At 69.6% G+C, this 20,819-nt stretch carries 20 protein-coding genes, 1 tRNA gene and 1 pseudogene; 11 read left to right on the top strand and 11 right to left on the bottom strand.

The features are described from left to right. The first annotated feature begins 61 nt into the window (after positions 1-61). The 4 genes from acs to ACJJV7_RS03055 all read left to right on the top strand — a co-directional run bounded on the left by acs (position 62) and on the right by ACJJV7_RS03055 (position 3,312). The gene (gene acs / locus ACJJV7_RS03070) at positions 62-2,032 is read left to right on the top strand and encodes an acetate--CoA ligase (protein ID WP_405372384.1); all 1,971 of its coding nucleotides are present in this window, start codon (positions 62-64) and stop codon (positions 2,030-2,032) included. 146 nt (positions 2,033-2,178) lie between these two features. Continuing rightward, entirely contained in the window at positions 2,179-2,532 is a 354-nt protein-coding gene (locus ACJJV7_RS03065) for a hypothetical protein (protein WP_405372382.1), read from the top strand. Positions 2,533-2,625: 93 nt separating this feature from the next. Further along, the gene (locus ACJJV7_RS03060; RefSeq protein WP_405372380.1) at positions 2,626-3,114 is read left to right on the top strand and encodes a hypothetical protein; all 489 of its coding nucleotides are present in this window, start codon (positions 2,626-2,628) and stop codon (positions 3,112-3,114) included. Positions 3,115-3,117: 3 nt separating this feature from the next. After that, positions 3,118-3,312, top strand: a complete 195-nt coding sequence (locus ACJJV7_RS03055) for a helix-turn-helix transcriptional regulator (RefSeq protein WP_405372378.1) — start codon at positions 3,118-3,120, stop codon at positions 3,310-3,312. Between the two features lie 12 nt (positions 3,313-3,324). Here the strand turns inward: ACJJV7_RS03055 and ACJJV7_RS03050 are convergent, their stop codons facing one another. The 3 genes from ACJJV7_RS03050 to ACJJV7_RS03040 all read right to left on the bottom strand — a co-directional run bounded on the left by ACJJV7_RS03050 (position 3,325) and on the right by ACJJV7_RS03040 (position 5,078). After that, positions 3,325-4,311 (bottom strand): nuclear transport factor 2 family protein, encoded by a 987-nt coding sequence (locus ACJJV7_RS03050; RefSeq protein WP_405372377.1) that lies wholly within the window; start codon positions 4,309-4,311, stop codon positions 3,325-3,327. Between the two features lie 81 nt (positions 4,312-4,392). Next, entirely contained in the window at positions 4,393-4,860 is a 468-nt protein-coding gene (locus ACJJV7_RS03045) for a RidA family protein (protein WP_405372376.1), read from the bottom strand. Further along, positions 4,860-5,078: a hypothetical protein gene (locus ACJJV7_RS03040; protein WP_405372374.1), complete on the bottom strand. Its 219-nt coding sequence runs from the start codon at positions 5,076-5,078 to the stop codon at positions 4,860-4,862. Before ACJJV7_RS03040 ends, ACJJV7_RS03045 begins: the two co-directional genes overlap by 1 nt. Before the next feature lie 95 nt (positions 5,079-5,173). Between ACJJV7_RS03040 and ACJJV7_RS03035 the strand changes: the two genes are divergently transcribed. From ACJJV7_RS03035 to ACJJV7_RS03020, 4 genes are all read left to right on the top strand, one after another. After that, entirely contained in the window at positions 5,174-7,879 is a 2,706-nt protein-coding gene (locus ACJJV7_RS03035) for a transglycosylase domain-containing protein (protein WP_405372372.1), read from the top strand. Then, the gene (locus tag ACJJV7_RS03030; RefSeq protein WP_405372370.1) at positions 7,876-8,853 is read left to right on the top strand and encodes a metallophosphoesterase; all 978 of its coding nucleotides are present in this window, start codon (positions 7,876-7,878) and stop codon (positions 8,851-8,853) included. Before ACJJV7_RS03035 ends, ACJJV7_RS03030 begins: the two co-directional genes overlap by 4 nt. Positions 8,854-8,869: 16 nt before the next feature. Beyond that, positions 8,870-8,943, top strand: a tRNA-Pro gene (locus ACJJV7_RS03025). Between the two features lie 106 nt (positions 8,944-9,049). Then, positions 9,050-9,814, top strand: coding sequence for an HAD-IIB family hydrolase (locus ACJJV7_RS03020; RefSeq protein ID WP_405372368.1), 765 nt, complete (start codon positions 9,050-9,052; stop codon positions 9,812-9,814). A gap of 18 nt (positions 9,815-9,832) precedes the next feature. Here ACJJV7_RS03020 and ACJJV7_RS03015 read toward each other — a convergent pair whose 3' ends face one another. The 4 genes from ACJJV7_RS03015 to sigJ all read right to left on the bottom strand — a co-directional run bounded on the left by ACJJV7_RS03015 (position 9,833) and on the right by sigJ (position 14,256). Next, positions 9,833-10,471, bottom strand: coding sequence for a thymidine kinase (locus ACJJV7_RS03015; protein ID WP_405372366.1), 639 nt, complete (start codon positions 10,469-10,471; stop codon positions 9,833-9,835). A gap of 7 nt (positions 10,472-10,478) precedes the next feature. Next, entirely contained in the window at positions 10,479-11,954 is a 1,476-nt protein-coding gene (locus ACJJV7_RS03010; RefSeq protein ID WP_405372364.1) for a malate:quinone oxidoreductase, read from the bottom strand. A 122-nt stretch (positions 11,955-12,076) separates the two neighbouring features. After that, the gene (locus tag ACJJV7_RS03005) at positions 12,077-13,147 is read right to left on the bottom strand and encodes an aspartate-semialdehyde dehydrogenase (protein ID WP_405372362.1); all 1,071 of its coding nucleotides are present in this window, start codon (positions 13,145-13,147) and stop codon (positions 12,077-12,079) included. Between the two features lie 185 nt (positions 13,148-13,332). Beyond that, on the bottom strand, positions 13,333-14,256 hold the full coding sequence (sigJ, locus tag ACJJV7_RS03000) for an RNA polymerase sigma factor SigJ (protein ID WP_405372360.1): 924 nt from the start codon (positions 14,254-14,256) through the stop codon (positions 13,333-13,335). Between the two features lie 59 nt (positions 14,257-14,315). Between sigJ and ACJJV7_RS02995 the strand changes: the two genes are divergently transcribed. Continuing rightward, a complete protein-coding gene (locus tag ACJJV7_RS02995; protein WP_405372358.1) occupies positions 14,316-15,065 on the top strand; it encodes an SDR family oxidoreductase in 750 nt (249 codons plus the stop codon). Positions 15,066-15,072: 7 nt separating this feature from the next. On the opposite strand, the gene ACJJV7_RS02990 is transcribed toward ACJJV7_RS02995, so the two are convergent. Both ACJJV7_RS02990 and ACJJV7_RS02985 read right to left on the bottom strand, forming a co-directional pair. Then, on the bottom strand, positions 15,073-15,963 hold the full coding sequence (locus ACJJV7_RS02990; protein ID WP_405372357.1) for an aminoglycoside phosphotransferase family protein: 891 nt from the start codon (positions 15,961-15,963) through the stop codon (positions 15,073-15,075). A gap of 2 nt (positions 15,964-15,965) precedes the next feature. Continuing rightward, positions 15,966-17,252: an aspartate kinase gene (locus tag ACJJV7_RS02985; protein ID WP_405372622.1), complete on the bottom strand. Its 1,287-nt coding sequence runs from the start codon at positions 17,250-17,252 to the stop codon at positions 15,966-15,968. Between the two features lie 139 nt (positions 17,253-17,391). Between ACJJV7_RS02985 and ACJJV7_RS02980 the strand changes: the two genes are divergently transcribed. Both ACJJV7_RS02980 and ACJJV7_RS02975 read left to right on the top strand, forming a co-directional pair. Continuing rightward, the gene (locus tag ACJJV7_RS02980) at positions 17,392-18,786 is read left to right on the top strand and encodes a threonine/serine exporter ThrE family protein (protein ID WP_405372356.1); all 1,395 of its coding nucleotides are present in this window, start codon (positions 17,392-17,394) and stop codon (positions 18,784-18,786) included. Positions 18,787-18,833: 47 nt separating this feature from the next. Continuing rightward, positions 18,834-19,229, top strand: coding sequence for a hypothetical protein (locus ACJJV7_RS02975; protein ID WP_405372355.1), 396 nt, complete (start codon positions 18,834-18,836; stop codon positions 19,227-19,229). Positions 19,230-19,241: 12 nt separating this feature from the next. On the opposite strand, the gene recR is transcribed toward ACJJV7_RS02975, so the two are convergent. Together recR and ACJJV7_RS02965 are read right to left on the bottom strand one after the other, a co-directional pair. Continuing rightward, positions 19,242-19,835, bottom strand: a complete 594-nt coding sequence (recR, locus tag ACJJV7_RS02970) for a recombination mediator RecR (RefSeq protein ID WP_405372353.1) — start codon at positions 19,833-19,835, stop codon at positions 19,242-19,244. A 3-nt stretch (positions 19,836-19,838) separates the two neighbouring features. Next, positions 19,839-20,819: pseudogene (locus ACJJV7_RS02965) on the bottom strand (hypothetical protein); the annotation flags it as partial.

Below are 20,819 nucleotides of genomic sequence, written 5' to 3'. Positions count from 1 at the left end.
GGATCGCGGTGGCACGGATGCCGCCGCGAGGGCATCATCGTCAGACGCAAAGGAGCGCCGCATGAGCAGCCAGATCGACCATCTCCTCTCCGAGACGCGGCGGTTCGCGCCGCCCACGGATTTCGCCGCGAAGGCCGTCGCAGACGCGGGCCTGTACGAGCGAGCGGATGCCGACCGCGAGGCGTTCTGGGCCGAGCAGGCCCGCGATCTCCACTGGCACACGCCGTTCACCAAGGTCCTCGACTGGTCGAACCCTCCGTTCGCGACCTGGTTCGAGGACGGCGAGCTGAACGTCGCCTACAACTGTCTCGACCGGCACGTGGAGGCCGGCAACGGCGACCGCGTGGCACTCCTCTGGGAGGGTGAGCCCGGCGATCAGCGGAGTGTCACCTACGCCGAGCTCACCGACGAGGTGAAGCGACTCGCGAACGTGCTCACCGATCTCGGGGTCGAGGCGGGCGACCGCGTGGCGATCTACATGCCGATGATCCCTGAAGCGGTCGCCTCGATGCTCGCCGTGGCGCGACTCGGCGCGATCCACTCCGTCGTCTTCGGAGGGTTCTCCGCCGACAGCCTCCGCGCGCGGCTCGACGATGCCGGGGCGAAGCTCGTGATCACGAGCGACGGCGGCTACCGGAAGGGCCGGGTGTCGCCACTGAAGCCGGCGGTCGACCAGGCGCTGGCCGATCGCGGCACGGGTCCGCAGGAGTCGGTCGAGCACGTGCTCGTCGTGAAGCGCACCGACAACGAGGTGTCGTGGACCGAGGGACGCGACGTCTGGTGGCACGACGCCGTGCCCGCGGCATCCGCCGAGCACGAGGCGCAGCCGTTTCCGGCCGAGAACCCGCTCTTCATCCTCTACACGTCGGGGACGACGGGTAAGCCGAAGGGGATTCTCCACACCTCCGGCGGTTACCTCACCCAGGCGGCGTTCACGAACAAGGTGGTGCACGATCTGCACCCCGAGACGGACGTCTTCTGGTGCACGGCCGACATCGGCTGGGTCACCGGCCACAGCTACGTCACCTACGGTCCGCTCGCCAACGGCGTGACCCAGGTGATGTACGAGGGCACCCCCGACAGCCCGCACCCCGGGCGCTGGTGGGAGATCGTCGAGAAGTACGGCGTGACCGTGCTCTACACGGCGCCCACCGCCATCCGCTCCTTCATGAAGCTCGGCCGGGCCATCCCCGAGAAGTTCGACCTGTCGTCGCTTCGGCTGCTCGGCTCGGTCGGAGAGCCCATCAACCCCGAGGCCTGGATGTGGTACCGGAAGGTCATCGGCCACGATGAGACTCCCATCGTCGACACGTGGTGGCAGACCGAGACGGGCGCGATCATGGTGTCCGCCCTCCCGGGTGTGACGGAGACGAAGCCCGGGAGCGCGCAGGTGCCCCTCCCCGGCATCGGCGTCGATGTGGTCGACGATGCCGGCGAGAAGGTCGGCAACGGGGGCGGCGGACTGCTCGTGCTCACCGAACCCTGGCCGAGCATGCTCCGCGGCATCTGGGGCGATCCGGAGCGGTTCAAGGAGACCTACTGGGACAAGTTCGGGGCGCAGGGCTTCTACTTCGCCGGTGACGGCGCCCGCCTCGACGAGGACGGCGACGTCTGGTTCCTCGGCCGCGTCGACGACGTCATGAACATCTCCGGACACCGACTGTCGACGACCGAGATCGAATCGGCGCTCGTCGGCAATGAGGCCGTGGCCGAGGCGGCGGTGGTCGGCGCGTCCGACGAGACGACCGGCCAGGCCGTCGTCGCGTTCTGCGTCCTGAAGGAGTCGTACCTCAAGGCGCACGCCGTCGAAGGGGTCGTGGACACACTCCGGAAGTGGGTCGGCGACCAGATCGGCCCCATCGCCCGACCGCGCGACGTGTACATCGTGACCGAGCTTCCCAAAACGCGATCCGGCAAGATCATGCGACGCCTCCTCCGCGATGTCGCCGAAGGGCGCGAGGTCGGCGACACGACGACTCTCGCCGACACCATGGTCATGAGCGCGATCAAGGGCCAGGTCACCGGCGCATAGTCTCCGCCCGCGTGCCCCGCTGCGGTAGCGTCGGGGCACGCGGCCGCCAGCGTGGCGACCGCCAACCGGGACGGGGAATGATGTCGGAGCACACGAAGGCCACCGCGTCTGCCACCTGCTCCGCCGCTTCAGCGACGGCGTTACTCGTGGCGGGAATCGCACTGGCGGTGTATCTACTCGTCCCCGACGAAGGCGTATCCGAGTTGATCGTGGTCGCTGCGGCGAGCGCCGCCGCGGTCGTCGCGGGTCTCGTCGGTGCGTGGCTTCACCGTCTCACCCCCCTCGTGTCGATGCTGACGACAGCGGGGCTCCTGGCCATCGGATCCGTGCTCATCGTCGGCGCCGGGGGAACGCTTCAGGCGTACGCCGAGGGCGGTTTCAACAACATCGGCGCGGGCATTCTCCTCATCGTCGGGGCGATCATGCTGCCTCCCTCGATCGCTCTCGCGGTGCTGCTGGCAGCCTCGTACCGAAAGGCAGGACTCAGCGTTATGGCGTGATGCGTCACGGTCACTCGCGCGCACTTGCGTAAAGCGAGCTTTACATGAGAGTCTTTCCTCAAGAGTCAAGCGAACTTTACACGAGAGGACATCATGACCGAGGACAGCATCGACGACGCGGCGACCGTGGACGACACCCGGAGCCGTTTCGGCCGGGTCAAGTTCGGCGGCGGCCGCTGGCCTGCCCTCTGGACGGCCCTCCCGTTCGGCCTCCTCCTCGCGATCGGGGCAGGGGCGATCGCCGTCGCCACCGGCGTCGCCGGCCCCCGCCCCGTGTTCGGCGGCATCGCGTTCGTCTTCGTGATGCTCTGGCCCTGCACGGGCTTGGTCTGGGCGTTCCTCGTCGACCGCAACACCCTCCGCGGGACCACCCCCCACCCGGAGCAGTCGATCGAGTCGGCCTGGTACGACCGTGCCGCCGCCGGCGCGTTCAGCGACATCCTCCTCGTCGTGGGCCTGTCGACCACGGCCGTCGCCCTGTCGGGCATCGAGGTCCCGACCTCGCTCGCGCTGGCGGGCGTGGTGGTGTTCGCGATGGGGGCGTTCGGCATCCGCTACTTCGTCCAGCAGCGTCGCGGCTGACCGATGCGAAACGCCCTCCCCGACCTGCGGCGCGAGCGAGGCTGGTCTCAGCAGCGACTCGCCGACGAGCTCGGCGTCTCGCGCCAGACGGTCATCTCGATCGAGCGCGAACGGTTCGACCCGTCGCTGCCCCTCGCCTTTCGCCTCGCCCGCGTGTTCGGACGGCCCATCGAGGAGATCTTCCTCGAGACCGAGTAGACGGCAGGCGGGTCAGCCCGCGGCGCTCGTCGGAACGACGTCCCAGTGCTCGCGGATCAGTCCGCCGTCCACACGGAAGATGTCCGCAGCGACGAACGAGTCGTCGGACGCGTCGACGCCCTGCGAGATCGTCCAGACCAGATCGCCGTCCGCGAGCGAGATGACCGATTCGTTCGGCGGGAACTGCGCTCCGCTCCCGAACAGCTGCTTGAGGGCTTCCGTGCCGTTCGGGGCCACCAGGTTGTGCTGCAGATAGTCGGGGTCGAACGCCGAATCGAGGATGCTCGGGTCCTGCTCGCGGAACAGGGTGTCGTAAGCCGAGACGGCGAACTCCCGATTCTTCTCCTCCTGCGCCTCGGTCGGTGCCGGTGCGGCGGCGTCGGGCTCGTAGAGGTCGCTGAACATGGTGTTCGTGTTGCCGCTCGCGGGCGTGCCGGTGGGCACGGACTGGGTGAACGACCACCGCTCCACCACCTTTCCGTCTGCGAGCCGGAAGAGATCGACGGCCGCGTCGCCGGTGCGCTCGTCGGTCGCGTCGGCGGTGATCTGATAGTGGACCGCGACCAGGTCGCCGTCTGCCGCCATCCGCTTGACGACCGCCTGGCCGCCCGCCACCCGGGTGCCGTCGGCGGCGAACTCGTCGAGCAGACCCGAGGGTCCGTCCTCGGCGCCGGCCCCGTGCGCCGTGGCATCCGCGGCCACGAGTTCGTTCGCCGTCGCCACCGCCTCCGGGGACTCCGGCTCGGCGAACGTCTCGTCGAGCAGGCGCGTCACGACGGCCTCGTTGGCCTCTTCCGTCGCCGTGTCGGAGCGGTCGGCAGTCGTACCGCCATCCGAGGCGGACGCCGGTGAGGCGTCGCCGGCTGCGGGCGAGGACGACGGCGCGGAGGATGCCGGTCCAGCTGTCGCAGCCGGGGCGCACCCGGCCAGGAGCGAGGCTCCGGCGACGAGCGCGATGCCGGTGAGGAACAGGGATGCGGGGGGTCGACGTGTGCTCATGCACCCACCGTGAGTCCCGAGTCTAGGACGGGCCGAAGGAGCGCTTATGCGGATCCGATGGGATCGCGCAGGCCGGTCCGGTCAGGCGTGGGTGAAGACGACCTCGACCTCGACGGGACTGTCGAGCGGAAGCACGGGCACGCCCACGGCGGAGCGGGCGTGACGGCCCGCGTCGCCGAAGACCTCGGCGAGCAGTTCGCTGGCGCCGTTGATGACGCCCGGCTGTCCGGTGAAGCCGGGCACGGATGCCACGAACCCCGTCAGCTTGAGCACTCCCGTCAGGCGGTCGACGCCCCCGACGGCCGCGGCCGCTGCGGCGATCGCGTTCAGAGCGCTCTGGCGTGCGAGCCCGTAGGCGTCGGCCGCAGGGACCAGACCCGCTTCGTCGCCGACTTTGCCGGTGGCCGGGAGCTCCCCCGAGATCATCGGCAGCTGACCGGCCGTGTACACGAGGTCGCCATGGACCTTCGCGGGAAGATAGGCCGCGACGGGAGGAACGACCGAGGGAAGATCGATCCCGAGCTCCGCCAGCCGGCCTGAGATCGACATCAGCCCTGACCGAACTGACGAGCCGCCTGCGCCGCTGCACCGAGCGCCGCATCGTTGGAGGCTCCGCCGCCGCTCGGTCGCTTGAAGTAGCCGACGAGACCACCCTCGGGGCCGGTGACGACCTGCACGAGCTCCCAGCCCTGCTTGCCCCAGCTGTTGAGGATCGCCGCGGTGTTGTGGATCAGCAGCGGTGTGGTCATGTATTCCCACGTGGTCATCTGGGCTCCCGAGGATCGTGGTGGACCAGCCCGGAGGCGTGGCGATCGGGTGAGTCACCGAGCCATCGCCCAGCTATCTCCCTTAGCATCACCCTATGCCCCACTCGAAAAGGACAACCACCGGCGTGCTCGGAGGGGTGCTCGGCCTCGTCGGCCTGAGCACTGTCGCCGGTCTGCTGGTGACGGCAACCGTCACCCCCGCGATCGCGGTGTCCGGCTATGCGGCGTCGAGCGCGATCGAGATGTTCGACAACATGCCGAGCTATCTCCAGATCGACAAGCTCATGCTGCCGACGAAGCTGTACTCCAAGAACAGCGACGGCGACTGGAAGCTGATGACGGAGTTCTACGATCAGAACCGCATCCCGGTGAAGTTCGAACAGGTGAACCCGGTCGTCTACGACGCGATCCTCTCGAGTGAGGACAAGAACTTCTACGCGCACGGGGGCATCGACCTGGTGGGCACGATCAGCGCGCTGGCCCGAAACGCCAGCTCAGGATCGAACCGCGGCGGCTCGTCGATCACTCAGCAGTACGTGAAGAACGTGCTGCAGCAGAACTGCGAGGCAGAGGCAGCGGATGCCGAAGGCGTCCGCAAGTGCTTTGAAGAATCGACGGCGAACACCGGCACCGAGGGGTACGAGCGCAAGCTGCAGGAGATGCGCTTCGCGATCCAGCTCGAGAAGCGGTACTCGAAGGACGAGATCCTCATCGGCTACCTGAACATCGCGCACTTCGGCGGCTCGGTGTACGGCATCGGCGCCGCGGCGAAGCACTACTTCGGCACGACGGTCGACAAGCTGACCATCGCCCAGTCGGCCGCTCTCGCCGGCATGGTCGTGGAGCCCAACGTCCTCCGCGTCGACCGACCGGAGCGAGGAACACGCACCGCGTCGGACGGAACCCCCCGCAACACCGCGGCCGACGGGTACTCCCTCACGAAGGAGCGCCAGGTCTACGTCCTCGGGCGCATGCTCGCAGACAAGAAGATCACGAAGGACGAGCACGACGCCGCCGTCGAGGCCAAGATCGAGCCGAAGATCACCAGCCGCCCCAGCGGGTGCGCGGAGGCGGAAGGGGCAGAGTTCTTCTGCGAGTACGTCGTCTCGACGATCCGCACCGACCCGGCCTTCGGCGAAGAGCCCGACGACCGCAACGCCGCGCTGCGCCGCGGCGGGCTCAGCGTCTACACGACCCTCGACCCGAAGCTGCAGTCGGCCGCCCGCGAAGCTGTCTCGATCGTTCCGGCATCCGTCGACTACATGGACCTCGGTTCGGCCGGCGTGCAGGTGGAGGTCGGCACCGGGCGCGTCCTGTCCATGGCTCAGAACCGCCCCTACGCGGTCGACGCCGACGGCAAGAAGACCACGGAGATCAACTACAACGTGCGTCGCCAGATGGGCGGCGGCAACGGCTTCTCCGCCGGCTCGACCTACAAGCTGTTCAGCCTCGTGAACTGGCTGCAGGAGGGCCACTCGGTCAACGAGAACATCAACGGCCGCACGGGCGTGAAGAACATCGAGACCTGCGACGGCGCGCGCGTGCAGCAGAACGCCGACAACTCGGGCCGCACGAACCACATCGGCAACTTCGAGAACAACCGGGGCTACAACGGCTCGGTCTACCGCTTCACGAAGGACTCGCTGAACTCCGGCTTCCTCGCCATGGCCGAGAAGATCTCGATCTGCAGCACGAACCGCGTAGCCATGGATATGGGTGTCATGCGCGGTGACGGCAGCCCGCTCGACGAGGTTCCGGCGAACTCCGGCCTCTCGCCGAACCAGCCGTATAACGTGCTCGGCGACGCGAACGTCGCTCCCCTCGACATGGCTCAGGCCTACGCGACCATCGCGTCGAACGGAGTCCACTGCGAGTCGAAGGTCATCGACAAGGTCGTCAACGCCGATGGAAGCGACCACCCGATCCCCGAGACCGAGTGCAAGCGAATCCTCAGCACGGCCGTCGCCTCCACCGCCGCGTACGCGCTGCAATCGGTCATGCAGTCGAACGGAACGGGTTCGGGTGCGCGCACGTTCGACGGCACACCGCTTCTCGGCAAGACCGGCATCCACCAGTTCGAGCAGACCTGGATGGACGGCGCGAGCTCCGAGGTCGCGACCGTCGTCTGGGTCGGCAACGTCGACAAGAAGAAGGTCGGGGAACGCTCGCGCTTCATCCGTCTCGACGATCACTGGGAGAAGGGCTACCGTCTCTCTCGGATCCGCAATGCCATCTGGCCCGACATGCAGCGCGCCGCGAACGCGGAGTACGGCGGGAAGGCCTTCCCGAAGCCGGACAAGGAACTGACCAAGCGCACCTACGTCACCCTGCCGAGCGTGATCGGTCTGTCCGTGGACGCGGCCAGCGACCGTCTGCGCGACGCCGGCTTCAGCGTGTCGGTCGGCGACGCGGTCAACGCGACCGAGGCGGAGGGCACGATCGTCGAACAGAGCCCCGGCGCGGGCCGTGTCGTGTCGGGTTCGACCGTCACGATCCGCCCGAGCAACGGCGAGGGGGTCGTCGTGCCCGGCGTCGGCGGCACTCCGGCGGACGCCGTCGCCGCACTTCAGGGAGCGGGGTTCTCGAACTTCGCCGCGTCGTGCACGCAGACCGAAGGCGCACCGCCGGAGGGTGTGGTCACCGGCACCGACCCGGCAGCGGGCACGGCGGCTGGTCGCGGCGACACGATCACCGTCCAGTTCCAGGCCGCTGACTGCAGCGCGGTCGGCGGGGCGCCGGCGCCCGGGAACGGCAACGGCAACGGCAACGGCAACGGCAACGGCAACGGGAACGGTCCGTGACCCGCACAGAACGTCGCGCTCGCACCGCCCTCACCACGCTCGGCGTGGTGGGGGCGGTCGGCGTCGGCGCGAGCGTCTGGGGCGTCGGCATCGAGCGCTACCTCTTCACAATCCGTCGACACGATGTCGCCGCACTCCCCGCCGGCTCCCCCACGCTGACCGTGCTGCACCTGTCCGACGCCCATATGGCGCCCTGGCAGCACCGCAAGCAGCGGTGGATCGCCGACCTCGCAGACGACGTCCAGCCCGACCTCATCATCAACACGGGCGACAACCTCGGCCACGAGAACGGCCTCGAGGGCATCCGCACCGCCTTCTCCCCGCTCCGTGGCGTGCCCGGGTTCTTCGTGCACGGCTCGAACGACGTCATCGCCCCGAGCGGACGCAATCCGATCCGCTACTTCACCGGACCGTCCGAGCAGCACGCTCGCGCCACGTACCTCGACACCGACGCGCTCGACGCCTTCATGGGTGAAGAGCTCGGCTGGACGACGCTCAACAACACCGCCGCGAGCGTGAACGCCGGCGGCATCCGCATCGACGCACTCGGCGTGGACGACGCGCACCGCGACTGGGACGACCTCGACGCGGCTGAGGCGGCGTTCTCCGCGCTCCCCTCGTTCCGCGGGCGGCGGCTGCAGATCGGCGTCACACACGCCCCCTACCGCCGCGTCCTCGATCGATTCACGGATGCCGGTGTCGCGGCGATCTTCGGCGGTCACACGCACGGCGGTCAGGTCCGCATCCCGTTCGCGAAGAAGGCGCTCGTCGCCAACTGCGACATCCCGTTGGATCAGGCACGCGGCCTCAGCACGTGGTCGCACGGCGGCCGCACCATCCCCCTGAACGTCAGCGCCGGCCTCGGACACTCGATCTACGCGCCGGTGCGCTTCGGGTGTCTGCCCGAAGTCTCCGTGCTCACCCTCCGCGCCGGATCGGCGCCCGATTCGCCCGAGGACACCCGAAGAGGGTAGACTCGGAGGGTTGCCACGGGGTGTGGCGCAGCTTGGTAGCGCGCGTCGTTCGGGACGACGAGGCCGCAGGTTCAAATCCTGTCACCCCGACAGCAGAAAGGCTCCGCCGAATCCGGCGGGGCCTTTCTCATCCCTCCCCGGCAAGACCGGATGCGGAGGGGCCGTCGCTCGAACTCCACGAAACGGAGCCCGCCCAATGACCTCTCCCCGCCTCGTCGCCTTCGACCTCGACGACACCCTGGCGCCCTCCAAGAGCGCGATCGATCCTCGAGTCGGCGACCTCCTGATCGCCCTCGCCGAGCGCGTGCAGGTCGCGATCATCTCGGGTGGCCAGCTGCAGCAGTTCCGTGCACAGGTCGTCGAACGCCTTCCGCAGACGACGCCCGACATCCTGGCGAACTTCCACCTCATGCCCACCTGCGGCACCCAGTACTACCGCCTCAGCGCCGATGGTGTCGACACGGTCTACGCCCACGCGCTGACGGAGGACGAGAAGGCCCGCGCCCTGTCCGCCGTCGAAGAGGAGGCCCGTCGCCTCGGCGTCTGGGAGTCCGAGACCTGGGGACCCATCCTCGAAGACCGCGGCTCGCAGATCACCTTCTCCGCCCTCGGGCAGAGCGCGCCGCTCGACGCGAAGACGGCCTGGGATCCGTCGGGCGAGAAGAAGAACACGCTGCGCGAGGCCGTCGCCACCCGCATCCCCGACCTCGAGGTGCGTTCGGGAGGCTCGACGTCGGTCGACATCACCCACCGCGGCATCGACAAGGCCTACGGCATGCGCAAGCTGGCCGAGCAGACCGGCATCCCCCTCGAGGACATGCTGTTCGTGGGCGACCGTCTCGACGAGAACGGCAACGACTATCCCGTGCTCGCCATGGGCGTCGAATGCCACGCCGTCGAGGGCTGGGAAGACACCGCCGCGTTCCTCGACGAGCTCATCCCGACGCTCCCCGCACGCTGACCGTGCGGGCACGGCGCCTCAGCGGAGCCGGCCACCCGATTCGCGCAGGTAGCAGTTCGCGCACATCGACTCGTAGGTGACGCGCTCCGCGGACAGCTCGTCGATGGCGACCTGATCGCCGTCGAACACGAACCGGCCTCCGACTAGGCGTGCGTTGAAGAGCGCCTTGCTGCCGCACCGGCAGATCGTCTTCAGCTCCTCCAGGCTGTGGGCGAGCTCCATAAGCCGCGCTGAGCCCGGAAAAGCCCGGGTCTGGAAGTCGGTGCGGATTCCGTAGGCGAGGACCGGGATGTCGTCGCTCACGGCGATACGGAGCATGTCATCGGCCTGCTCGGGCGTCAGGAACTGCGCCTCATCGACGAGGAGACATGCGACGTCCGCCCGCTCCTCCGGGATCAGCGCCTCAGCGGCTTCGCGGCGCACGCGACCCCGCTCCGCGCCGAACAGCGCCCGCGCGTCGTCGCCCGGTCCGATCAGGAAGTCCACCGTGCGCTCGACACCGAGCCGGCTGGAGATCTGATCGGCGCCCTTCGTATCGATCTCGGGCTTGGCGAGCAGAACGCGCTGACCGCGCTCTTCGTAGTTGTACGCCGCCTGCAGCAGGGCCGTCGACTTCCCGGAGTTCATCGCGCCGTAGCGGAAGTACAGTTTGGCCACGTGTCGATCAGACGTTGATGTGCAACACGGATGCCGTCTTCTGCAGCACCTGCTCGGCCTTGGCCGGCTCCGTGTTGAGCGTCTCGCCGTACGTGGGGATGAGCGAGCGCAGCGTCGGCTCCCAGCCGGCGATGCGGTCGGGGAAGCAGGTGCGGAGGAGCCCGAGCATGATCGACGCGCCCGTCGAGGCTCCCGGCGACGCGCCGAGGAGCCCGGCGATGGACCCGTCTGCCGAGCTGACGACCTCGGTGCCGAACTGGAGCACCGGGCCCTTCTGCGGGTCCTTCTTCATCACCTGGGCACGCTGACCGGCCTGGAGCAGCTCCCAGTCCTCGTCGCGCGCGCTCGGGACGAAGTCGCGCAGGGAGTCGACCTTCTTGCCGTGGTTCTTGAGCAGCTCGCTCACGAGGTACTTGATCAGACCCGGGTTGTCGACGGCGACCTTGAGCATCGTGACGATGTTGCCCGGGCGGACCTGGGCGATGATGTCGGTCACCCGACCCTGCTTGAGGAACTTCGGGCTGAACGTCGCGAACGGACCGAACAGCAGCGACGCCTCTCCGTCGACCACGCGGGTGTCCAGGTGCGGGACGGACATCGGCGGAGCGCCGACCGACGCCTGCGAGTAGACCTTCGCCTTGTGCTGGGCGACGAGGTCGGGATTGGAGGTCTTCAGCCACTGTCCACCGATGGGGAACACGCCGTATCCCTTGATCTCGGGGATGCCGGAGCGCTGCAGCAGCTTGATAGCCCAGCCGCCGGCGCCGACGAAGACGAACTTCGCGTCGATCGATCCCGGGGTGCGGCCCAGCAGATTGCGGAAGTCGACCTTCCAGCTGCCGTCCTTGCGCTGGGTGAGGTTGCGGACCTCACGGTTGACGGCGACCTCGACGCCCTGCTCTTCGAGGTGGGAGAAGAGCTGGCGGGTCAGCGACCCGAAGTCGACATCGGTCCCGGCGGGGACGCGCGTGGCGGCGAAGGGCTCGCCCTTGCGCCGGTGCTGCATGAGCAGCGGCGCCCACTCGTTGATGACCCGCGAGTCCTCGGAGTACTCGATGCCGGCGAACAGCGGCTGCTCCTTGAGCACCTCGTAGCGCTTCTTGAGGAAGGCGACGTCCTTCTCCCCGCGTACGAAGGTCATGTGCGGCGTCGCGTTGATGAACGTCGAGGGCTCATCGAGCACGCCCTGCTCGATCAGCGCCGACCACAGCTGGCGGGACTGCTGGAACTGCTCGTTGATCCCGACAGCCTTCGACGGGTCGATCGAGCCGTCCTTCGCCTCAGGGGTGTAGTTCAGCTCGCAGAGCGCGGCGTGACCCGTGCCGGCGTTGTTCCAGGCGTTCGACGACTCCTGCGCGACCTCGGAGAGTCGCTCGAACACGGCGATCTTCCAGTCCGGCTCGAGCTGCTTCAGGAGGGTACCCAGGGTGGCGCTCATGATGCCGCCACCGATGAGAACGGCGTCGTACGTGTCAGTAGTCACGATCACCCAGTTTATCCCGCTTATGAGGGCATTCTCCGCGTCGAGCCGACTCGCCCGATGAAGTTCCGCGATTCTTTCGTCGCGGCCAAGTCATGACCGCCGCCGCCGCCGGACGCGGAAGGTCAGACCCGGGCGTGCAGACGGTCCGCGACAAGCTCGGCGATCTGCACCGCGTTGAGGGCGGCACCCTTGCGAAGGTTGTCGTTGCTGATGAACAGCACGAGACCCTTGCCCTCGGGGGCGGACTGATCGGCGCGGATCCGGCCGACGTAGCTCGGGTCCTTGCCTGCCGCGTGGAGCGGGTTCGGCACGATCGCGAGCTCGACACCCGGCGCGGCCGCGAGCACCTCACGGGCACGATCGGGCGTGATGTCGCGGGTGAATTCCGCGTGGATCGACAGCGAGTGCCCCGTGAAGACCGGCACCCGCACGCAGGTTCCGGCGACGCGAAGATCGGGCAGCTCGAGGATCTTGCGGCTCTCGTTGCGGAGCTTCTTCTCCTCGTCGGTCTCCTCCTCACCGTCCTCCATGAGGCTCCCGGCGAGAGGGATCACGTTGAAGGCGATCGGGGCGACGTACTTCTGCGGTGCCGGGAAGTCCGCCGCCGAGCCGTCGTGGACGAGGTCGAGCGTGTTCCCCTGGGCGAGCACGCCCTCGACCTGCCCGAGGAGCTCCTCGGCGCCGGCGAGACCCGAGCCCGAGACGGCCTGGTAGGTGCTGACCATGAGACGGACGAGGCCGCTCTCGAGGTGCAGGGGCTTCAGGACCGGCATCGCCGCCATCGTGGTGCAGTTGGGGTTCGCGATGATGCCCTTCGGCAGATTCTCGATCGCGTGGGGGTTCACTTCGCTGACGACGAGCGGGACGTCCGGGTCCATGCGCCAGGCGCTGGAATTGTCGATCACGACCGCGCCGGCGTCCGCGAAACGGGGAGCGTGCGCGCGTGATCCGGTGGCGCCCGCCGAGAAGAGGGCGATGTCGATCCCGGCCGGGTCTGCGGTCGCGACGTCCTCCACCACGATGTCGTGACCGTCGAACGAGATCGTCGAGCCCGCCGAGCGCGCCGTCGCGAACAAGCGCAGGCTTCCGATCGGGAAGCTGCGCTCGATGAGGATCTGGCGCATCACCGTGCCCACCTGGCCGGTGGCGCCGACGATGGCGACGGAGGGTCCGGAATCGGAGATGACGGTCATGGCAGATCCTTGCGTTGCGGTGAAGCCCTCTGCACCGGGACCGGCGGCGAGGGCGACACAGCCCGAAACGGGCAGCGGATGGCGGGTTTTCGCGATTCTATCGCGGCGGCTCAGGGGCCCGGCGGCGTGTTGCAGCGCGCAACCGACGATGGTCGGCGGCATCCTGCCATGTCGGCCGAGCCCGGTCAGGACCAGAGCGTGAGTTTGTCGGGGTTCCGCATGATCCACACGTCGGTGACGCGGTCGGCATCCGTCGCGAAGGTCACCACCCCGGCGATCGCGCCGCCGAGGCGGATGACGAAGCCGGCGCCGTCGCCGGTGACCATCGGCGCGTATTCCGCCTCCGGCTCCTTGCGCGCAAGGCCCTGCAGGAATCGCGCGACGTGATCGGCGCCGTGCACGGGACGACGAGCTGCCGAGATCCGGCCGCCGCCGTCGGCGCGGAGCGTGACGTCGGGGGCGAGGACGCGGATGAGCGATGCGAGCTCCCCCGTCGCCGATGCCGCCGCGAACGCGGCGACGAGCTCGTCGTGGCGACGGCGGCTCACGCCTCCGCCCGCGCGGGCGCCGACGTGCCGACGAGCGGATGCCGCCAGCTGACGACATGCGGCGGCGGAACGACCCGTCGCCTCGGCGATCTCCGAGAACGGGACCTCGAACACCTCTCGCAGCACGAAGACCACCCGCTCCGCCGGGGTCAGTGTCTCGAGCACGAGCAGGAGAGCCGTGGAGACGCTCTCGCCGACGATGACACGAGCCAGCGGATCGAGATCGATCGCGGCGAGAGGCGAGGCGCTCGGCACCGGCTCGGGCAGCCACTCGCCGACGTAGATCTCCCGGCGCGCACGCGCAGAGCCGAGCATGTCGAGGCAGATGCGGCCGACCGCCCGCATGAGCCAGGCTCCCGGCGAGGCGACGGCGCTCCGATCGGCGGCGTCCAGCCGGAACCACCGGACGTACGCTTCCTGCACGGCGTCGTCGGCGTCCGCGACAGTCCCGAGCATGCGGAAGGCGGCGCCTCGGAGCACGCCGCGGTGGGCGTCGACGCCGGGGACGGTCTCGGTCGACGGACTCACGTCTCCCCCTCCGGTGCCGGCGGGTTCCGGCATCCACCTCACATTCTGGTGGGCTGCGTCGTCAAAGGAGGGAACCCGAGGAAAGGTGAACCATGAAGATCGCAGTCGCAGGAGGAACGGGCACGGTCGGTCGTCACATCGTCGCCCAGGCACAGGCCGACGGGCACGCGGTGTCGGTCATCGCACGGTCGACGGGAGTCGACCTCATCACCGGAGCGGGCGCCCAGGCCGCCGTCGACGGCGCCGACGTCGTGATCGACGCCGCCAGCACCGGCACCCTGAACGCGGCGGCGTCGGTGGAGTTCTTCCGCCGGTCTTCCGCCACGCTGCTGTCGGCGGCCCGCCGCGCCGAGACGCCCCATGTCGTCGTGCTGTCGATCGTGGGCATCGACGACAACCCGAACGGCTACTACGCGGGGAAGGTCGCGCAGGAGCACGCTTACGCCGAGAGCGGCCTGCCCTGGACGCTCGTCCGGTCGACGCAGTTCCACGAGTTCGCCGGCCAGGTCGCCGCGCAGGCCGCCGTCGGACCGATCCAGCTCGCGCCCCGCGCACGGACCCAGCCGATCGCGGCGGCGACCGTCGCCGCTCACCTGCTCGAACTCGCCGCCGGCGCTCCGGCGGGCAGGAGCGAAGACATCGCCGGACCGCGCGAAGAGCAGCTCTCCGACATGATCCGCGCGTGGGCGCGCCACACCGGCCGGCGCCGCCCGGTGCTCTCCGTCGCCCTCCCGGGAGCGCAGATGCGAGGACTCCGCGCCGGGCTCGCACTGCCCGGCCCCGGCGCGCGGCTCCTCGGGCCGACATTCGCCGAATGGCTCTCCGGCCAGCCCGCCCGCTGAGAGGCCGCTACGACGCGACGATCTCGCGGAGCACATGCAGGGAGTGGGCGGCGATCGCGGGACGGGTCTCGCGGTAGTAGGGCAGCGCGATGATCGCCTGAGCGAGCGCCCACCCTCGCCCTCGCAGCCACGCGTCCTCGTCGAGCTCGAGCAGGGAGCTGAGGCGCGCCCGCCCGGCCCCGTCCAGCAGACTCCACGCACTCATCAGATCGCAGGCAGGGTCGCCGGCCCCGGCTGCCTCCCAATCGATCACGGCCGACAACCGGCCGGCGCCGTCGAGGAGGACGTTGCCCGCCAGCAGGTCGCTGTGCGTCCACCTCGGCGCATCGCTCCACGCGGGGACCTGCAGCGCGCCGGACCACACCGCGCGGAGAGTCGCAGCGTCGATGCCGTGATCGGTGAGGATGCCGTCCGCCTCCGCGAATGAGTGCGCGACGGCATCCCGGTGCCGCTCGAGGCTCACGCGGTACCCCGCCCGCGCGCCCGCTGTCGGGATTGTCCACAGGGCGCGCAGGAACGCGGCCAGGTCGTCTGCGAGCTCGGCGCCTCCGTGTCCCGGGCTCGCCGGATCCCCCTCGATCCAGTCGAGCAGCAGCCACGACTGCCCGTAGCCGGCATCGGGGCGGCCGACGTGCAGCACCCGCGGAACCCGCACGGGCAGGTGCGGCGCGACGACCCGCAGGGTGGCCGTCTCTGCCGCGACGTCGCTCCACGCCGCCATGATCGGCAGGCGGGCGAGCGCGTCGTCGCCCACACGGAAGACGGCGTTGACGGTGCCGGTCGAACGCACCGGGACGACCCGATCGAGCGCCCGAGGCGGGCACTGGTCGGCGAGCAGCCGCCGGACGTCGTCCGCTCCGACGTCGAGCTGGTCAGGGTGCAGCCGCGGCTGCACCACCGTCAGCGCCCGGTGCCGGCGTAGATGACCGCTTCGGTGTCGCCGTCGAGGCCGTAGGCGGTGTGAACGACCCGCGCCGCTCCGGCGAGGTCGTCGCCACGCACGACGACCGAGATCCGGATCTCGGAGGTCGAGATCATCTCGATGTTCACCCCGGTCGTCGACAGCGCTTCGAACAGGGTCGCCGAGACGCCCGAGTGCGTGCGCATGCCCGCGCCGACGACCGAGAGCTTGCCGATCTGATCGTCGTGGACGAGCTTGCTGAAGCCCACCTCGCCCTGCTCGCCCGCGAGAGCGCGCAACGCCGTCGAGGCCTCCGCCTTCGGAAGGGTGAACGAGATGTCGGTGCGTCCGGTCGCCGCAGCGGAGACGTTCTGCACGATCATGTCGACGTTCGCGCCCGACTTGGCGACGATCTTGAAGATGTCGGCGGCTTTGCCCGGCACGTCGGGCACGCCGACGACCGTGATCTTCGCCTGGCTGAGATCGGTGGCGACACCCGTGACGATGGGCTCTTCCATCTCTTCTCCCTCTTGATGATCGGGGGCGGTCATCCCGGCCCCGAGGACGTAGGTGCCGACACCCGAACTGAACGTCGAGCGGGCATGGATCATGACGCCGTGGCGGCGAGCGTACTCGACCGCACGGATGTAGAGGACCTTCGCACCGTTCGCGGCGAGCTCGAGCATCTCCTCCGCAGTGACGGTGTCGAGCTTGCGCGCCTTCGGGACCACACGCGGGTCGGCGGTGAAGATCCCGTCGACGTCGCTGTAGATCTCGCAGACGTCGGCACGGAGCGCGGCGGCGAGAGCGACGGCGGTGGTGTCGGACCCACCACGGCCGAGGGTCGTGATGTCGCGGGTGTCGCGGCTGAAACCCTGGAAGCCGGCGACGATGACGATGGCCCCCTCGTCGAGGGCCTCCCGCACGCGCACCGGAGTGACGTCGACGATCCGGGCGGCACCGTGGGTGCCGTCGGTGATCATGCCGGCCTGGCTGCCGGTGAACGAGCGAGCCTCGAAGCCCATCGAGTTGATGGCCATCGCGAGCAGCGCCATCGAGATGCGCTCGCCGCTGGAGAGCAGCATGTCGAGCTCGCGCGGAGCCGGCAGCGGGGAGACCTGCGAGGCGAGGTCGAGGAGCTCGTCGGTCGTGTCGCCCATCGCGCTGACGGCGACGACGACATCGTTTCCGGAGCGTCGCGCGTCGACGATGCGCTTCGCGACCCGTCGGATGCTCTCGGCGTCGGCGACGGACGAACCACCGTATTTCTGGACGATCAGGGCCATGTCGAAACACTCCAGGAGGGATGCCGGTACGGGCCGGCGGGCAGCGGTCACGCCCGAACCCCCATCCTAAGGAGACACGCATGCGAACGCCGCCATGTGACGGCGACGAAGGCGCATCTCGCGTGGCTAGGCTGGCCCGATGGCTCGCCGTCGTCCCTTCTTCACGTCGCTGCAGGCGATGGTCCGCAGCTCCGACGCGGCGGCTCCCGCAACCGAGATCCTGCCCGTCATGGACGACGCCTTCACGGTGCGCGTCCTCGACCTCGCGATCCGGATCGGCGAGACGATGCTCGTCGCCGGCGGGTCCGCGAGCGACGTGACGGTGACGATCGTGCGGGTCTCGGGCGTCTTCGGGCTCGACCCCGTGCACGTCGACGTCACCTACAACTCGATCACCGTCGCGCATCACCGCAGCGGCGCCGACCGCCCGGTGACCCTCATGCGGGTGGTCCGCGGTTCGGCCCCCGACCACGCCCGACTGCAGCGGCTTCAGGCCCTCGTGACCGACATCCGCGCAGGCCTCGGGATCGACGCGGCCGGCGCAGCGTTCCGCGAGATCCGCCGTACGCCGTTCGCCTACCGGGCGCCCGTCGTCGTGGTGGCTCAGGCCCTCCTCGCCGTGGGCGTCGCGGTGATGTTCGGGGGCAACCTTCTCGTCATCGCCCTGTCGTTCTTCGCGGCCGGCGCGGCCGCCGTCACGCAATCGATCCTCGCCCGCGTGCGCGTGCCGTTCTTCTTCAGCCAGATCGCCGGCGCGTTCGTCCTGACGCTGGTCGCGGCCGCCGCGCCGCTGCTCCGTCTCACGGGATGGGAGTTCGCCGACGGCATCCGTCCGTCCGTGATCGTCGCGTCGGGCATCGTGCTGATGCTCGCCGGACTGACGGTGGTCGGCGCCGCCCAGGATGCGATCGACGGCTTCGCCCTGACCGCGATGGGGCGGATCCTCGAGCTCATGACCCAGACGCTCGGCGTCGTCATCGGCATCCTCATCGGGCTCGAGACCGCGCGCGTCATCGGCCTCGGGATGACCGCGCCGAGCGCGTCGCTGCCGCTCGGCCCGCTCCCGGTGCAGTTCGTGGGAGCCGCGCTCATCGCCCTGGCGGTGACCGTGTACAACGGCGCGGGACTCCGGATCATCGTGGTCAGCGTCACGCTGAGCCTGGTCGCCTGGCTGGGGTACGTGACCGCCTCGGCCGTGGGGTTCGAGGTGTCGGCGGCGAGCGGGGTCGGGGCTTTCGTCGGGAGCGTCGTGGGCATCGTCGTCGCCTATCGACTGCACGTGCCGTCGGTCGCCGTCACCACCGCCGCCATCTTGCCGATGGTCCCCGGCGCGGCGGTGTTCCGGGGCCTGCTGGGCATCGTCGAATCGGGCGACAATCCGCTCGTGCTGCTCACGGGGTTCAGCACGCTCGCATCGGCAGGCACGGTCGGCATCGCCCTGGCGGTCGGGGCCTCGCTCGGCATCTACCTCGGTCAACCGCTGCGCGCGTCGCTCGGGTCGGTCATCCGCAGCCGTGCCCGGGTTCGGGTGTGACAGCAGGCTTCGCACGTGCGGGCGACCGGCCCGCCTAGGCTCTAGCCATGGCTGCTCTGACGGACGAGATCTGGGACCGCGCGCTCGACTATGACCAGGTCCTCACCCGCCCAGGCGACATCGCCCTCCGGAACGCCCTGACGTTCGACGGTCTCGTCCAGAACGGCGGCCTCTGGTACGCCGTGGAGGTCTACGCCGTCGACGAGGAGTATCCGATCGACGCGATCATCGAGGGGTATCGCACCCTCGGCCTGGAGTCGACGGCATCCGCGATCGAACGCGCCCACGCCGAGTACGAGCAGACCTACGGCATCGGCGACGAGGAGGCGTGGGGCGACGCCGAAGAGCGCATCACCGACGAGTACCCGATCGACACCGACGACATCGACGCGGCGCTCGCGCGCACATACGCCCAGGAGCCGGAACTGTTCGCTCCGGCCTGATCGGAGCCCGCGTCAGACCGCGCGGCGCCCTTCGAACGCACGGCCGAGGGTCACTTCGTCCGCGTATTCCAGGTCGCCTCCGACGGGGAGGCCCGAGGCGAGGCGGGTGACGCTGATCTCGAGGGTGTGCAGCAGGCGGCTGAGATACGTCGCGGTCGCTTCGCCTTCGAGGTTCGGGTTCGTCGCGAGGATGACCTCGGTGACGGTGCCGTCGGCGAGGCGCTGCATGAGCTGCGTGATGCGGAGGTCGTCGGGGCCGATGCCGGCGATCGGGCTGATCGACCCGCCGAGCACGTGGTACAGCCCGCGGAACTCGCGGGTCCGCTCGATCGCGGACACGTCTTTCGCGTCCTCGACGACGCAGATGAAGCTGCGGTCGCGCCGCGGATCGCGGCAGATGCTGCACTGGTCCTGCTCCGACACGTTGCCGCAGATCTCGCAGAAGCGCACGCGCTCGCGCAACTCGGCGAGCAGATGCGCGAGCCGAGTCACGTCGAAGGTGGGTGTCTGGAGGATGTGGAACGCGATGCGCTGGGCCGACTTGGGTCCGATGCCGGGAAGCCGGCCGAACTCGTCGATCAGGTCTTGAACGATGCCGTCATACATGGGTCAGTTGAACCTCGTCGGAGGTGTGTAGGGCTCTTCGCGCACGAAGCGGGCGCCGAGGAGCTGGCGGACGGCCGCCTCTCCGACGCGTTCGATGCCCACCCGGCCGGCGGCGGGCCGCTCGGCGGGAGCGCGCGCGGCGGAGCGCTCGGGCGGTGCCGGCGGGGCCGCGGGCTCCGGGGCGATCCGCACCGGGATCGGAGCGTCGGCGTCGACCGGGGGCGGAACGTCATCGTCGTCGGTGTCCCGCTCGGGAGCATCGACCGAGATGACCTCGCCCTCGCGCGGCGCGGTGAGGGTGCGGACGGCGACCGGTGCGACGTCTTCGGGCTCGTCATCGACGGCCAGCGCGGATGCCGCCGGGTCGCCGCCGGGGATGGGTGCGACCGCCCACTCGGTGACCGGAGTGTGCGATGCGGGAGCCGACGAGGTGCGCGGCGCGGCCGGGCCGGATGCCGGCGGGCGGGCTGCAGGCAGCCGAGACGCCGAGGGTGCGCCGGGGCGAGCCGGCGGGCCGGCGGGACCGGGGTCGCCCGGGTCTCCGGGGTATCCCGGATCGCCCGGGTAGCCGGGGTCGTCGTCCTCGGGCGGCGGGGGCGCGTCGTGGCCCACTCCCCCGGGCGGCGGCGGGGTGGGGTCGGTGTCGTGCCGGGTGAGGTACTTCACCCGCACACCGAGCACTGAGCGCACCGCGGTGCGGAGGTCTTCGCTCGGGCCCTTGCCCGCCGTGAGCTTCTTGAACGACTGCACGTCGGCATGGCTCTGGAACGACAGCGTCAGCACGTCGTCGTCGCTGTAGGCGACAGGCCGGGACGCACTCGCGATCATCCACGACGTGCGACTGAGGTCTTCGAGGCGGCGGAGGACTTCCGGCCATGCATCGCGCACCTGGGGGAAGGTCACCGGACCGGTCGGAACCGGAGGCTCGGGGAGATTCGGCGTCGCGGGGGCCGCGGGCTCCCCGGGGGCGGCGCTGTCCGGCGC

It is taken from the genome of Microbacterium sp. Ld4, assembly GCF_045066555.1.
Taxonomy (GTDB): Bacteria; Actinomycetota; Actinomycetes; order Actinomycetales; family Microbacteriaceae; genus Microbacterium.
This window is presented reverse-complemented; position numbering and strand designations above follow the sequence as displayed.

Excerpts from the sequence above, each read along its gene's own strand:
- acs (WP_405372384.1), top strand. The coding sequence starts at position 62 with ATGAGCAGCCAGATCGACCATCTCCTCTCCGAGACGCGGCGGTTCGCG.
- ACJJV7_RS03060 (WP_405372380.1), top strand. The coding sequence starts at position 2,626 with ATGACCGAGGACAGCATCGACGACGCGGCGACCGTGGACGACACCCGG.
- ACJJV7_RS03055 (WP_405372378.1), top strand. The coding sequence starts at position 3,118 with ATGCGAAACGCCCTCCCCGACCTGCGGCGCGAGCGAGGCTGGTCTCAG.
- ACJJV7_RS03050 (WP_405372377.1), bottom strand. The coding sequence starts at position 4,311 with ATGAGCACACGTCGACCCCCCGCATCCCTGTTCCTCACCGGCATCGCG.
- ACJJV7_RS03045 (WP_405372376.1), bottom strand. The coding sequence starts at position 4,860 with ATGTCGATCTCAGGCCGGCTGGCGGAGCTCGGGATCGATCTTCCCTCG.
- ACJJV7_RS03040 (WP_405372374.1), bottom strand. The coding sequence starts at position 5,078 with ATGACCACGTGGGAATACATGACCACACCGCTGCTGATCCACAACACC.
- ACJJV7_RS03035 (WP_405372372.1), top strand. The coding sequence starts at position 5,174 with ATGCCCCACTCGAAAAGGACAACCACCGGCGTGCTCGGAGGGGTGCTC.
- ACJJV7_RS03020 (WP_405372368.1), top strand. The coding sequence starts at position 9,050 with ATGACCTCTCCCCGCCTCGTCGCCTTCGACCTCGACGACACCCTGGCG.
- ACJJV7_RS03005 (WP_405372362.1), bottom strand. The coding sequence starts at position 13,147 with ATGACCGTCATCTCCGATTCCGGACCCTCCGTCGCCATCGTCGGCGCC.
- sigJ (WP_405372360.1), bottom strand. The coding sequence starts at position 14,256 with ATGCCGGAACCCGCCGGCACCGGAGGGGGAGACGTGAGTCCGTCGACC.
- ACJJV7_RS02995 (WP_405372358.1), top strand. The coding sequence starts at position 14,316 with ATGAAGATCGCAGTCGCAGGAGGAACGGGCACGGTCGGTCGTCACATC.
- ACJJV7_RS02985 (WP_405372622.1), bottom strand. The coding sequence starts at position 17,252 with ATGGCCCTGATCGTCCAGAAATACGGTGGTTCGTCCGTCGCCGACGCC.
- ACJJV7_RS02980 (WP_405372356.1), top strand. The coding sequence starts at position 17,392 with ATGGCTCGCCGTCGTCCCTTCTTCACGTCGCTGCAGGCGATGGTCCGC.
- ACJJV7_RS02975 (WP_405372355.1), top strand. The coding sequence starts at position 18,834 with ATGGCTGCTCTGACGGACGAGATCTGGGACCGCGCGCTCGACTATGAC.
- recR (WP_405372353.1), bottom strand. The coding sequence starts at position 19,835 with ATGTATGACGGCATCGTTCAAGACCTGATCGACGAGTTCGGCCGGCTT.